Here is an 11,141-nt window from a genome sequence, read left to right on the forward strand (position 1 = left end):
TCACCTCTCCCGGAGGTTCCATGATTCAGCAGGCCATTAAAAAAGTCGTCGAACACGAAAGCCTGTCGCGCCGCGAGGCCAGCGAGGTGTTCCAGCTCATCATGGCCGGCGAGGCCACGCCGGCGCAGATCGCGGCCCTGCTGATCGGCCTGCGCCTGAAAGGGGAAACGGTCGAGGAAATCGTCGGTGCCGCCCAGGCCATGCGCGCCGTGGCGACACCGGTGCACGTCCATCTGCCCCATCTGGTGGACACCTGCGGCACGGGGGGCGACAGCGCCCATACCTTCAATATCTCCACCGCCGCCGCCTTCGTGGCCGCCGCGGGCGGTGCGGCGGTGGCCAAGCACGGCAACCGCTCCGTGTCCTCCAAGAGCGGCAGCGCCGACGTCCTGGAGGCGGCTGGCGTGCGGCTGGCCCTGACGCCGGAGCAGGTCAAGCGCTGCATCGAGGAGGTCGGCATCGGCTTCCTCTACGCGCCGGCCCACCACGGCGCCATGCGCCACGCCATCGGTCCGCGCCGCGAGATCGGCGTGCGCACCATCTTCAATCTGCTCGGCCCGCTGACCAATCCCGCCGGCGCCCCCAACCAGGTGGTGGGTGTTTACGCCGAACGCTGGCTGACGCCGCTGGCCGAGGTGTTGCGCGAACTGGGCAGCCGGCACGTGCTCGCGGTGCACGGCGCCGACGGCCTGGACGAAATCAGCATCTCCGGCCCCACGGAAATCGCCGAGCTGCGCGACGGGCAGATCCTGCGCGACCGCATCGAGCCCGAAGATTTCGGCCTCAAGCGCGCACCCATCGAGGCACTGCGCGTCGCCGATGCTCGCGAGTCTCTGGCGGTGCTGTTGGCCGTGCTGCGCGGCGAACCCGGCCCGCATCGCGACGTGGTGCTGCTGAATGCCGGCGCCGCGCTCTACGTGGCGGGCCTCAGCGACAGCCTGCAAGCCGGCGTCGCCCAGGCGGAGGCCACCGTGGACAGTGGCGCGGCGCTCGTCCGGCTGAACACGCTCACCCACTGGACCAACGCGGTGCCGGCATGAGCGCCAGCGACATTCTGCAGCGCATCCTGTCGCGCAAGGCCGAGGAAGTCGCCGAGCGCCAGCGCCGCCTGCCCTTGGCGGAACTGCGCCAGGCCGTGGCCCAGGTGGAGGCGCCCCGAGATTTCGTCGGCGCCCTGCGCAGCCGTGCCGAGCTGCGGCACCCCGCCGTCATCGCCGAGATCAAGAAAGCCTCGCCCTCCAAGGGCGTGATCCGCCCGGATTTCAATCCGGTGGAGATCGCGCGCAGCTATGCCCGCCACGGTGCCGCCTGCCTCTCGGTGCTCACCGACGTGGATTTTTTCCAGGGTGCCGACGCCTACCTGACCGCGGCACGCCAAGCCTGTCCGCTGCCGCTGCTGCGCAAGGACTTCATCATCGATCCCTACCAGGTCTGGGAGGCGCGTGCCATCGGTGCCGACGCCATTCTCCTGATCGTGGCCGCCCTTGACGACCAACGCCTGCAGGCCTTGGAAGCGCTGGCCCTGGAGCTCGGCCTGGCGGTCCTGGTGGAGGTCCACGATCGCACCGAGCTGGCGCGCGCCCAGCGCCTGCGCACGCCGCTGATCGGCGTGAACAACCGCGATCTGCGCACCTTCGAGACCCGCCTGGAGACCACCCTGGAACTGTTGCCGCTGGTGGGGACGGAGCGTCTGCTGGTCACCGAGAGCGGCGTTCACAGCCCGACGGACGTGGCGCGCCTGCGGGCGGCCGGCATCCAGGCCTTTCTCGTGGGCGAGGCCTTCATGCGGGCGCCGGATCCGGGCGTGGCCCTGGAAGCCCTGTTTTCCCCGGCGGAGCAAGGCCATTCGGGCTGAGCGGATACCAGCGCTTGGCAGGGTTGTGGGCATAAGCTAAGCTAAAAAAGTACTTAAGCATCTGGAGCTATTATGAAAGCGCGCGTGAAATGGTTGGGGCAGGACGGCATGGCCTTCGTGGCGGAGTCCGGCAGCGGCCATGCCGTGGTCATGGACGGCGCCCCCGGAGCCGGCGGCCGCAACTTGGGGCCGCGTCCCATGGAGATGGTGCTGATGGGCCTCGGCGGCTGCAGTTCCTTCGACGTGGTGCTCATCTTGCAGCGTTCGCGCCAGCCCATTCGGGATTGCGTGGTGGAAATCCAGGCGGAGCGGGCGGAAAGCGATCCCAAGGTCTTCACGAAAATTCATCTGCATTTCATCGTCTACGGCAACGGCCTGGACCCCAAGCGGGTCGAGCGGGCCATTCAGTTGTCCGCGGAGAAGTACTGTTCCGCCAGCGTGATGCTGGGCAAGACGGCCGAGATCACCCACGACTTCGAAGTCCGGACGGCGGAATGACGCAGGTGTACAAGGAGGCGGCGCATGGTGCGGCGGACGCGCAGCAAGCGTTCGACAGCCTCCTTGCGACATACTGGCCCGTGTACTTCCGGCTGCATCCGGAGAGCGCCACCGCCCTTGGCGTAGCCGGCCACGATCACCGGCTCGACCCCTTCGGCGACGAGGACGAGGCGCTGCGTCACGCATTGGCGCAGGAAACCCTGGCGGCCCTCGCGGAAATCGAGCCGGCGTCGCTGGACCCGGACCGCGCCCTCGATTGGCGGATCCTCGCAGGCCAGCAGCTGCTCGCCCTGGATGCCTTTGCCCGTTGGGATTGGCGTGTGCGCGATCCGGGCGCCTTTCTGCCCATCGATGCCATTTATCAGCTCACCGTGCGCCCGGTGCCCGGCTTCCCGGCCGCCCTGCGCGGCCGCCTGGCGGCGTTGCCGGGGCATCTGCAGGCAGCCCAGGATTTCCTGCGGCGCGACCCCGCCCGGATTCCGCCCCTCTGGCTGGAAAGCGCGCATCAGGCCGCGCTGGGCGCGCAGGATTTCCTGGCCGATCTGCCCGGGCACCCGAAGCTGGCGGACGACACCGCCATGCTCCGCGATCTGCTGCCCGCCGCCCAGGACGCCTTGCTGGACTTCGGCCGCTCTCTGGAAGACGAGCTGGCGCCCCGCGCCCAGGGCGACTTCGCGGTCGGCGCGCAGCGCTACGATCTGCTGTTGCGCTGGCGCCATGGTCTCGACACGGACCACCGCGGCCTGCGGGCGCTGGGCGAGCGCCTGTTCGCTGACACCGAGGCGGCGCTCAAGGCCGTGACCCGCGAGCTGCGCGGCGACGACGACATCGCTGCCTTGACCGCCAGTCTCCAGGCCGATCATCCCGCCGCCGACGCATTGCTCGCCGCCTATCGGCAGGGCATGGAGCGGGTGCGGCAGTTCGTGGCGGCACGCGGGCTGGTCAGCCTGCCGGCCCCGGAAGCCCTCAGCGTGGTGGAGACGCCGGCCTTCCTGCGTCACCAGATCCCCTTCGCGGCCTATATGGAACCCGCGCCCAACGATCCGCGGCAGCAGGGTTATTATTACGTCACGCCTGTCGCCGACCCCGCGCTTTTGGCCGAGCACAACTGGACCGGCCTGCTGCATACCTGCGCCCACGAGGCCTATCCCGGTCATCACCTGCAGTTCGTGCGGGCCAACATGGGCACGGCCAGCAGCAGCTTCGTCCGTCTGCTGAACCCGTCCGCCACCCTCTACGAGGGCTGGGCCCTGTACTGCGAGCAGCTCTTGGTGGAGCAGGGTTTGCTGGCGCGGCCGGAAAACCGCTTCGTGCTGCTCAAGGATCGCCTCTGGCGCAGTCTGCGCATTCTCATCGATGTCGGCATCCAGACCGGCGAAATGACGGTGGACGACGCCGCGACGCTGCTGGTGCGCCATCTCGGTTTCCCGCGGGAGCAGGCGCTGGGCGAACTCGCCTGGTACAGCGAAGCGCCCGGCGTGCCCATGGGCTATGCGACCGGCTGGGCGCTCATCAATGCGTTGCGCGACCGGGTGCTGGCGGATTCCGGCGACGCTGGGGCGTTGCGGGATTTCCATGACCGGCTGCTGGCGGTCGGCTCCGTCGGGCTGCCCTGGGCAATGGCGCGTGCTTTCGGGGAGGAGCACGCGCGAGCCGTGCAACACGCCGTTTTCACATTATAAGAGGTATTTTCCATGCTCCTATCCAGAACCAGTGAGTATGCACTGCAGGCCCTGATCTACCTGGCGACGCAGCCGCCCGGGCAGCCGGTGCTCAGCCGCGACATCTCCAGCTATCTCGGCGTTCCCGCCCAATACCTGGCGAAAATCCTCCAGGATCTCGCCAAGCACGACGTGCTGACTTCCTTCAAAGGCCGCGGCGGCGGCTTCGTCATGCGCCCCGAAGCCCTCGGCATGTCCATTCTCCAGGTGCTGGAGATCGTCGAGGGCAGCCACTTCGGCGAGGGCTGCGTGCTGGGTCTGAAAAAGTGCAGCGACAGCACCGCCTGTCCGGTCCACTACCACTGGAAGCCTCTCAAGGCCGAGGTCATGCAGATGCTCGGCGAGCACACCATCGGCAGCATGGCCGAAGCCGTCAAGGCAGGGCGCTATCGCTTGCAATTGCCGCTGGTAGCGGCCCAGTAACGGCACTTTTCGAAGCGCTGGACAAGCGGGAGGCTTTGGCCTTATCTTTCAGATAACAAGATTAAAAGGTCTTGTTATTCTATTAACAACCGCAAAGAGAAGGAGAGGTCATGAACAAAAGAGTTCTCGCTGTATCCGCTGCTGCTTTCTCCTGTCTGGCAGCAGGCTGGGCGGGCGTTGCCGTGGCTGCCGCAGATCCCACTTGGCTGGTGCGCGGCCGTGCCATCGTCGTGGCCCCGGACGAGTCTTCCTCGCCAGCCGGTTTGGCCGTGCATAACGATGCCGTGGCGGAAATCGACATTACCCGCTTCTTCACCCGCAACATTGCCGCCGAGCTGATCCTGGGCGCCTCCTCCCACGAGGTTCATCTGGGCGACACGAGCCTGGGCAGCACCAAGGTCCTGCCGCCGACCCTCACCCTGCAATATCATTTTCTGCCGGATGGTTTGATCCGGCCCTACGTGGGCGCGGGCCTCAACTACACCCACTTCTATCACACCAGCGGCACGGGCGGCCTGGACGACCTGGACCTCACCGACAGCTTTGGCTGGGCGGCGCAGGCCGGAGCCGATTACATGCTGACGGATCGCGCTTCCTTAAATTTCGACGTCAAATACATCAACATCGAAACCGAGGTGAAATCGGCCGGCACCAAGGTGTTCGACCTGAAAATCAATCCCTGGGTCATTGGCGTGGGTGCGGGTTACCGTTTTTGAACGGCTGGCATCCTGGCCAGGGGCGCATGCGCGCCCCTTTTTTGTTGCCCTGGATTTTGCATAATGTAGATCCGAGCCACGGCCCGAATGGAGACTCGCATGGACCGACCCGCGCCCACCCTGGGCATGCATCACATCGCCCTGTTCGTGCCCGATCTGGCGGCGGCCGAGCACTTTTACGTGGATCTTTTGGGCATGCGGGTGGAATGGCGCCCCGACGCGGACAACGTCTATCTGACCGGCGGCACCGACAACCTGGCCCTGCATCGGCACCCCAACCCCGGCCAGGGCTATGGCAGTCCCGCGGCCCAGCGCCTGGACCACATCGGCTTCATCGTGCGGCGTCCGGAGGATGTGGATGCCTGGTTCGCCTTCCTGCAGGCGCATGGGGTGCGGATGAAAACCGAGCCGCGTACCCACCGCGACGGCGCCCGCAGCTTCTACTGCGAGGATCCGGCCGGAGTGGCGGTGCAGATCATCCACCATCCGCCGCTGGCAGTCGGGAACTGAGGCATAAACTGAAAAGGGCCGCTGCCCCGGCAGGCAGCGGCCCTTTCTCGTGCAGCCTGGATCAGCTGAACAGCACCGAGGCGAAGCTCAGCCAGCTCATGATGACCAGGCCGACGATGACGTAAGGGACGGCGCGCTGATGGACGGCGGTGGTGACGGTCTCTACGCTCATATCTGTATCCTTTTGTCTTAATTGAAGTCCCAAGGAGATTCCCGGCAGGCTTTACCGACCCGCCTTAAAAATATAATAGGATAAAAAAATACTTTTTCAAGTGATTTTTTACGGGACTGTTTCAGCGATTTGGGACAGAGTCAGGCAGGAAATGGAAAGGGGCGGCCGCATGGCGAGCCCGTGGCCGGGCCCGTGCGCCACGCGACGCGCTCCTGCAGCCGTCGGCACGCAGCGTAGGAGCGGGCTGGCCCAAGGCTGCAGGAGCACTTCAGCCGCAAGCCCGCTCTCCATCTCAAGCACCCGCTCAACGTACCGCGTCGGCATATCCCGCAACCAGATCCCGCCGGCAGCGGCTGCGTGTTCGTAGGAGCGAGCTTGCTCGCGATCCGTCTGCTGCCTGGCAAGTTGTTGCGGGCCAGCCCGTGGCCAAGCCTCTGCAACGGCATGCCAGGTCGGCTATGCGTCTCGCCCGATCCGGCCTGTGGCTTAAGCTTCCTACCTGGCGCTATACCCACAAACTCCCGCGCGTCATCAGCTTGGACAAGGCGCCCATGGCCAGGCGAACGGGCAAGGGCAGGGGAGTGGCGCCCCGGATTTGAGCCTGCTCGCCATGGGCGATCTCGTCGGCCTGCATCTGCTCCAGGATGGCCCGGGATTTCATGTCGTCAGCCGGCAAATCCTGCAGGTGCTCATCCAGATGGGCCTCCACCTGCTTTTCCACTTCGACCACCAGCCCCATGTTCGGCCCCTGGCCCCGCAGCGCCGCCAGCGCGCCCATGGTCCAGCCCGCCGTGTACCAGAGCGGATTCAGGCGGCTCGGCGTCGCGTGCAGTTCGTCCAGGCGCGCTTGGCACCAGACCAGATGATCCGCTTCCTCACGGGCCGCCTTCTCCAGGTGCTCGCGCAGCTCGGGGTCGCGGGTGGCGGAGGCTTGGCCGTAATACAAGGCCTGGGCCATCACTTCGCCGGCATGGTTGACGCGCATCATGCGCCCGGCGCGCACCCGTTCCACCGGTTCCACCAGCGTGTCTTGCGCATCGGCGGCCGGCGACGGGCGTCCTTCCGCCTCGTAGATGCGGGACAGCGTGCGCAGGCCGTGGTCCACCTGCACGATCAGGGCATCGAGGAATGAGAGTTCGGGATGGGCCATGGGGACTCCCAAAAAGCAGGTTCGGGAGCACAAGTGTGCCCATTTCCTGCGGGCAAGACAAATATCGGCGATGCCCGGCGGCCAGTCGTCGGCAGGTGCGCTTCAGCGTGGCGGGAGGGGCGGGCGGGCGCCGCTGGCCGGCCTGAGCGTGGCGTAATAGGCGGCAACGTCCCGGATGTTCTGTTCGCTCATGGCCTTGGCGATGGGCTGCATGGTGGCGTGCACGCGGACGCCGTTTCTGAAGTTGTGGAGCTGCCGGTAGAGGTAGGTCTGGTTCAGGCCGCCCAAGTGCCGGAATTCACCTTGCCCACGGGCGGGGCCGCTGGCGTTGTGGCAACTGGCGCACGCCTGTACGCCGTTGGGCGTTCCCTGGAAGGCGATCTGCCGGCCGCGCGCCGCGTCGGCGGCGAAGATCTGGGCCGTATCCGCGGGTGTGGCTGGCCGGTTGCCGCCGGCAACGGCGGAAAGCAGCCCGAAAACGACAAACTCTAATGTATTCACTGTCGGACTCCTGGGAAAAGGCCGATACAGTCGAAATCCGTCGCTTTTGCACTGTCTGCGCCTTCAATGAATAAAGTAGGCGCTCCCCATGGAGGGTGTTATCAGTCCTTTGGCCGACGGCGGCGTTGGGCCCCGCTGAGTCGCTTCCGTCACCCGAATTGGCTATCATAGCCAGCCGCAAGGCCGGCGGCTGGCCGGCAGGAGGCCCGCATGGACAAGCCCTACTATCAGCGGCACATGTTTTTTTGCATCAATCAGCGTGAAGGCGAACAGGCCTGCAACAACAGCGGTCTGGCGGTGGAAATGGCCAAATTGGCCAAGAACCAGGCCAAGGCCCTCGGCATTCACGGCCCCGGCGGCGTGCGCGTCAACCGCGCCGGCTGCCTGGGGCGCTGCAGCGAAGGCCCTGCGGCGGTTGTCTACCCCGAGGGCGTTTGGTACACCTACGTGGATGCCGACGACGTGATGGAAATCGTCGAGTCCCATCTGCAGCACGGGGTGCCCGTGGAACGGCTGAAGATCTAGGAGAGTTATGCTGCCCATCGACAGGGTGCACCGCTACGACGGCCAGGAAAGCGACCTCACCTGCATCAACGAAACGGTGACCATTCCGGGCCCGGCAGGCCGGTTGGAAGGGGTGACCGCCTGCCCGCCGGAAGGCGAAACCCGGGGCGTGGTGGCCATCATTTGCCATCCGCACCCGCTCTATGGGGGCAGCTTTCAAAACAAGGTGGTCCACTACCTGAGCCGCACCTGCAACGAGCTGGGCGTGCCCTCCCTGCGCTTCAACTTTCGCGGCGTGGGCAACAGCGAAGGCGTCTACGACCACGGCATGGGCGAGACCGACGACCTGCTCGCGGTGATCGACTGGGTGAACACGCGCCGGCCGGGCTTCGGCATCTGGCTGGCCGGTTTTTCCTTCGGCGCCTTCGTGGCCTACCGTGCCGCCAATCGCCGCTCCCAGGTACAGCGCCTCATCACCGTGGCGCCGCCCGTGAATCTCTTCAATTTCGGCGGCATCGAGCCGCCCGGCTGTCCCTGGTTGGTCATCCAGGGGCGCCAGGACGAGATCGTGCCCTGTACCGAGGTGGAGCGTTGGGTGCGCAGCCAGGCGCGCTCACCGCAACTGGTCTGCCTGAGCGCGGCGGATCATTTCTTCCATGGGCAGCTCAACGTCCTGCGCAGCGAGCTGGCGGCCGTGCTGGGCGCCATTCCGGCCGCCTACCCCGCCCAATCATGTCAGTGATCTCGCCGTCGCCGGTGTTGCAGGCGCGCGGCCTGTACAAGCGTTTCGGCGGGACGACCGTGGTCGACCGCATCGATCTCGACATCCGTCCCGGCGAATGCTTCGGCATTCTCGGCCCCAACGGTGCCGGCAAGACCACCACCATGCGCATGATGCTGGGCCTGTCGCCCATGGACGGCGGCAGCCTGGAGATCTTCGGCCTGCCCATGCCGGCGGCCGCCGAAAGGGTGCGCGCGCGCCTGGGCGTGGTGCCGCAGATGGACAATCTGGATCCCGACTTCACCGTGGCGGAGAACCTGCGGATCTACGGCAAGTACTTCGGCCTGGAGGCCGCGGTGCTGGCGGAGCGCATCGGCAAGCTGCTGGACTTCGTGGAGCTGGCGGATCGCGCCGACACCCGGATCGCCACCCTCTCGGGCGGCATGAAGCGTCGCCTCACCATCGCCCGGGCCCTGGTCAACGAGCCGGAGCTGGTGCTGCTGGACGAGCCCACCACCGGGCTCGATCCCCAGGCGCGGCACGTCATCTGGCAGCGCCTGCGCGCCCTGCGCCAGGCCGGCAAGACGCTCGTCCTCACCACCCACTACATGGAAGAGGCGGAGCGCCTGTGCGACCGCCTGGTGATCATGGATCACGGCCGCATCCTGGCCGAAGGCTCGCCCCAGGCGCTCATCGCTGCCCATGTGCCGGCCGAGGTGGTGGAGATGCGCAGCAAGTACGGCGGCCACATGCCGCCCCTGGATCAGTTGCCGGCCCATCTCTACGAGTCGCGGGAGGTGGCCGGCGACACGGTCTTTTTTTACGTGCGCGATGCCGAGCCGCTGCTGGAAGCCATGCATCGCCTGCCCGACATCATCACCCTCAACCGTCCGGCCAACCTGGAAGACGTGTTTCTCAAGCTGACCGGGCGCGATTTGCGGGACTGAGGACCAGGCGCGGCACGCGGGTGCAGGCGCTTGCAGGAGCGGGCTTGCCCGCGATAATGGCGCCGGCCGCGAAAAATCGCGGGCAAGCCCGCTCCTACGGCAAGATGGAGGCTGCGGGGTGTCGCGCGGCCTCCCCGATTCAACCGCACGGTGCGCGGCTGAGGCTGCTCCTGGGGCTCTACGCCCTTTGCTCCCCCGCGCGCTTGAATCATCATCCTGATTGACATTCAGCAACGATGACCGGAGTTCCCATGGATTGGAGCCTGCCCCGTCCCAAGCTGCGCAGCCTTGCGGTCTGGCAACGCAACGTGCTGGTCTGGCGGCGCCTGATGCTGCCGAGCCTGATGGGCAATTTCGGCGACCCACTGCTCTACCTGCTCGGCCTGGGCTACGGCCTGGGGCTCTACATCGGCCATATGGCGGGCATGCCGTACCTGGTTTTTCTGGCCTCCGGCATCGTCGCCAGCAGCGCCATGAACACGGCCACCTTCGAGGGTCTGTACTCGGCCTTCACGCGCATGAGCCATCAGCAGACTTACGCGGCCATGCTGGCCACCCCCTTGCAGGTGGACGACATCCTGGCCGGCGAGATGTTGTGGTGCGCCAGCAAGAGCCTCATCAGCGGCCTGGCCATCCTGCTCGTCGCCGCCTTCTTCGGCGCCGTGCAGGGCCCGCAGGCGCTGTGGGCCATTCCGCTCATCTTCCTGACCGGCCTGGCCTTCGCCGGGCCGGCGCTGGCGATCACCGCCGTCGCCCCCAGCTACGACTTTTTCATGTACTACTTCACCCTGGTGCTGACGCCCATGTTTCTCTTCTCCGGCGTGTTCTATCCCATCGACACCCTGCCCGCCCTCCTGCAAGGAGCTGCCCAATTGCTGCCGCTGACCCATGCCGTGGCCCTGCTGCGCCCGGTCATCTCCGGCGGCGTCGTGAGCCATGGATGGCTTCACGTCCTCGTGCTGCTGGGCTACGCGCTGCTGGGCTACTACCTGGCGACCGTGCTCGTGCGCCGGCGCCTGCTGGTCTGATCCGTGCTTCGTGACGATTGCGTGACAGGGATACTTGACTTTTTTGGCCTCTTTTCAATTTCGAGTGGGTAAGCTGGACCTGAGCAGGTACGGGATCGGGTATGACTGACAAGCTGTTTGAGGCTGCCTTGGGGGTCTCTCCGCCGTGGCAGGTGACGGGCGCGGACTTCGATTTGGCGGCCAAGACGCTCACCATCCGGGTGGACTTCATCGCCGGCAGCCGCTTCGCGCTGGCTGGCGTGGAGGGCCAGCATCCGGTTCACGACACCGTCGCCAAGCGTTACCGGCACCTGAACTTCTTCCAGCACGAGTGCTTCCTGGAAGTGCGTGTCCCCCGGGTAAAGCTGCCCGATGGCAGCGTCCGCCAGGTCGATCCGCCGTGGGCCGGCAAGCTC

Annotated in this window: 13 protein-coding genes and 1 pseudogene; 12 read left to right on the plus strand and 2 right to left on the minus strand. The window is 66.2% G+C overall.

Annotated elements, in window-relative coordinates; all coding sequences use genetic code 11:
- The first annotated feature begins 20 nt into the window (after positions 1-20).
- From trpD to G579_RS0107580, 7 genes are all read left to right on the plus strand, one after another.
- Entirely contained in the window at positions 21-1,040 is a 1,020-nt protein-coding gene (gene trpD, locus G579_RS0107550; protein ID WP_028989700.1) for an anthranilate phosphoribosyltransferase, read from the plus strand.
- Positions 1,037-1,855 (plus strand): indole-3-glycerol phosphate synthase TrpC, encoded by an 819-nt coding sequence (trpC, locus tag G579_RS0107555; protein WP_038018802.1) that lies wholly within the window; start codon positions 1,037-1,039, stop codon positions 1,853-1,855. The genes trpD and trpC overlap by 4 nt, the downstream gene beginning before the upstream one ends.
- Positions 1,856-1,927: 72 nt before the next feature.
- Positions 1,928-2,353: an OsmC family protein gene (locus G579_RS0107560; protein ID WP_028989702.1), complete on the plus strand. Its 426-nt coding sequence runs from the start codon at positions 1,928-1,930 to the stop codon at positions 2,351-2,353.
- The gene (locus G579_RS0107565; RefSeq protein WP_028989703.1) at positions 2,350-4,035 is read left to right on the plus strand and encodes a DUF885 domain-containing protein; all 1,686 of its coding nucleotides are present in this window, start codon (positions 2,350-2,352) and stop codon (positions 4,033-4,035) included. Before G579_RS0107560 ends, G579_RS0107565 begins: the two co-directional genes overlap by 4 nt.
- A 12-nt stretch (positions 4,036-4,047) precedes the next feature.
- The gene (locus G579_RS16495) at positions 4,048-4,497 is read left to right on the plus strand and encodes an RrF2 family transcriptional regulator (protein WP_038018805.1); all 450 of its coding nucleotides are present in this window, start codon (positions 4,048-4,050) and stop codon (positions 4,495-4,497) included.
- Between the two features lie 110 nt (positions 4,498-4,607).
- Complete coding sequence (locus tag G579_RS0107575; RefSeq protein ID WP_028989704.1) at positions 4,608-5,213, plus strand: OmpW/AlkL family protein; 606 nt, start codon at positions 4,608-4,610, stop codon at positions 5,211-5,213.
- 99 nt (positions 5,214-5,312) lie between these two features.
- Positions 5,313-5,723: a VOC family protein gene (locus tag G579_RS0107580; protein ID WP_028989705.1), complete on the plus strand. Its 411-nt coding sequence runs from the start codon at positions 5,313-5,315 to the stop codon at positions 5,721-5,723.
- A gap of 677 nt (positions 5,724-6,400) precedes the next feature.
- Here the strand turns inward: G579_RS0107580 and coq7 are convergent.
- Both coq7 and G579_RS16500 read right to left on the minus strand, forming a co-directional pair.
- Positions 6,401-7,045: a 2-polyprenyl-3-methyl-6-methoxy-1,4-benzoquinone monooxygenase gene (coq7, locus tag G579_RS0107590; RefSeq protein WP_028989706.1), complete on the minus strand. Its 645-nt coding sequence runs from the start codon at positions 7,043-7,045 to the stop codon at positions 6,401-6,403.
- A 102-nt stretch (positions 7,046-7,147) separates the two neighbouring features.
- Positions 7,148-7,546, minus strand: a complete 399-nt coding sequence (locus G579_RS16500; protein WP_028989707.1) for a c-type cytochrome — start codon at positions 7,544-7,546, stop codon at positions 7,148-7,150.
- Between the two features lie 210 nt (positions 7,547-7,756).
- Here G579_RS16500 and G579_RS0107600 point away from each other — a divergent pair, with 210 nt between their 5' ends.
- The 5 genes and pseudogenes from G579_RS0107600 to G579_RS0107620 all read left to right on the plus strand — a co-directional run.
- The gene (locus G579_RS0107600; protein ID WP_028989708.1) at positions 7,757-8,071 is read left to right on the plus strand and encodes a (2Fe-2S) ferredoxin domain-containing protein; all 315 of its coding nucleotides are present in this window, start codon (positions 7,757-7,759) and stop codon (positions 8,069-8,071) included.
- A 7-nt stretch (positions 8,072-8,078) separates the two neighbouring features.
- Positions 8,079-8,792 (plus strand): alpha/beta hydrolase, encoded by a 714-nt coding sequence (locus tag G579_RS16505; protein ID WP_051181120.1) that lies wholly within the window; start codon positions 8,079-8,081, stop codon positions 8,790-8,792.
- Positions 8,783-9,718 (plus strand): ATP-binding cassette domain-containing protein, encoded by a 936-nt coding sequence (locus tag G579_RS0107610; protein ID WP_038018808.1) that lies wholly within the window; start codon positions 8,783-8,785, stop codon positions 9,716-9,718. The genes G579_RS16505 and G579_RS0107610 overlap by 10 nt, the downstream gene beginning before the upstream one ends.
- A gap of 251 nt (positions 9,719-9,969) precedes the next feature.
- Positions 9,970-10,746: an ABC transporter permease gene (locus G579_RS0107615; protein ID WP_155989769.1), complete on the plus strand. Its 777-nt coding sequence runs from the start codon at positions 9,970-9,972 to the stop codon at positions 10,744-10,746.
- A 101-nt stretch (positions 10,747-10,847) separates the two neighbouring features.
- Positions 10,848-11,141, plus strand: a pseudogene (locus G579_RS0107620) (ISL3 family transposase); the annotation flags it as partial.

It is taken from the genome of Thermithiobacillus tepidarius DSM 3134 (genome assembly GCF_000423825.1).
Classification (GTDB): Bacteria; Pseudomonadota; Gammaproteobacteria; order Acidithiobacillales; family Thermithiobacillaceae; genus Thermithiobacillus; species Thermithiobacillus tepidarius.

Bases quoted from the DNA above. Each gene is read 5' to 3' on its own strand.
- G579_RS0107560 (WP_028989702.1), top strand. From the start codon at position 1,928: ATGAAAGCGCGCGTGAAATGGTTGGGGCAGGACGGCATGGCCTTCGTG.
- G579_RS0107565 (WP_028989703.1), top strand. From the start codon at position 2,350: ATGACGCAGGTGTACAAGGAGGCGGCGCATGGTGCGGCGGACGCGCAG.
- G579_RS16505 (WP_051181120.1), top strand. From the start codon at position 8,079: ATGCTGCCCATCGACAGGGTGCACCGCTACGACGGCCAGGAAAGCGAC.
- G579_RS0107580 (WP_028989705.1), top strand. From the start codon at position 5,313: ATGGACCGACCCGCGCCCACCCTGGGCATGCATCACATCGCCCTGTTC.
- G579_RS0107575 (WP_028989704.1), top strand. From the start codon at position 4,608: ATGAACAAAAGAGTTCTCGCTGTATCCGCTGCTGCTTTCTCCTGTCTG.
- G579_RS0107610 (WP_038018808.1), top strand. From the start codon at position 8,783: ATGTCAGTGATCTCGCCGTCGCCGGTGTTGCAGGCGCGCGGCCTGTAC.
- trpC (WP_038018802.1), top strand. From the start codon at position 1,037: ATGAGCGCCAGCGACATTCTGCAGCGCATCCTGTCGCGCAAGGCCGAG.
- trpD (WP_028989700.1), top strand. From the start codon at position 21: ATGATTCAGCAGGCCATTAAAAAAGTCGTCGAACACGAAAGCCTGTCG.
- G579_RS16495 (WP_038018805.1), top strand. From the start codon at position 4,048: ATGCTCCTATCCAGAACCAGTGAGTATGCACTGCAGGCCCTGATCTAC.
- G579_RS0107600 (WP_028989708.1), top strand. From the start codon at position 7,757: ATGGACAAGCCCTACTATCAGCGGCACATGTTTTTTTGCATCAATCAG.
- G579_RS0107615 (WP_155989769.1), top strand. From the start codon at position 9,970: ATGGATTGGAGCCTGCCCCGTCCCAAGCTGCGCAGCCTTGCGGTCTGG.
- coq7 (WP_028989706.1), bottom strand. From the start codon at position 7,045: ATGGCCCATCCCGAACTCTCATTCCTCGATGCCCTGATCGTGCAGGTG.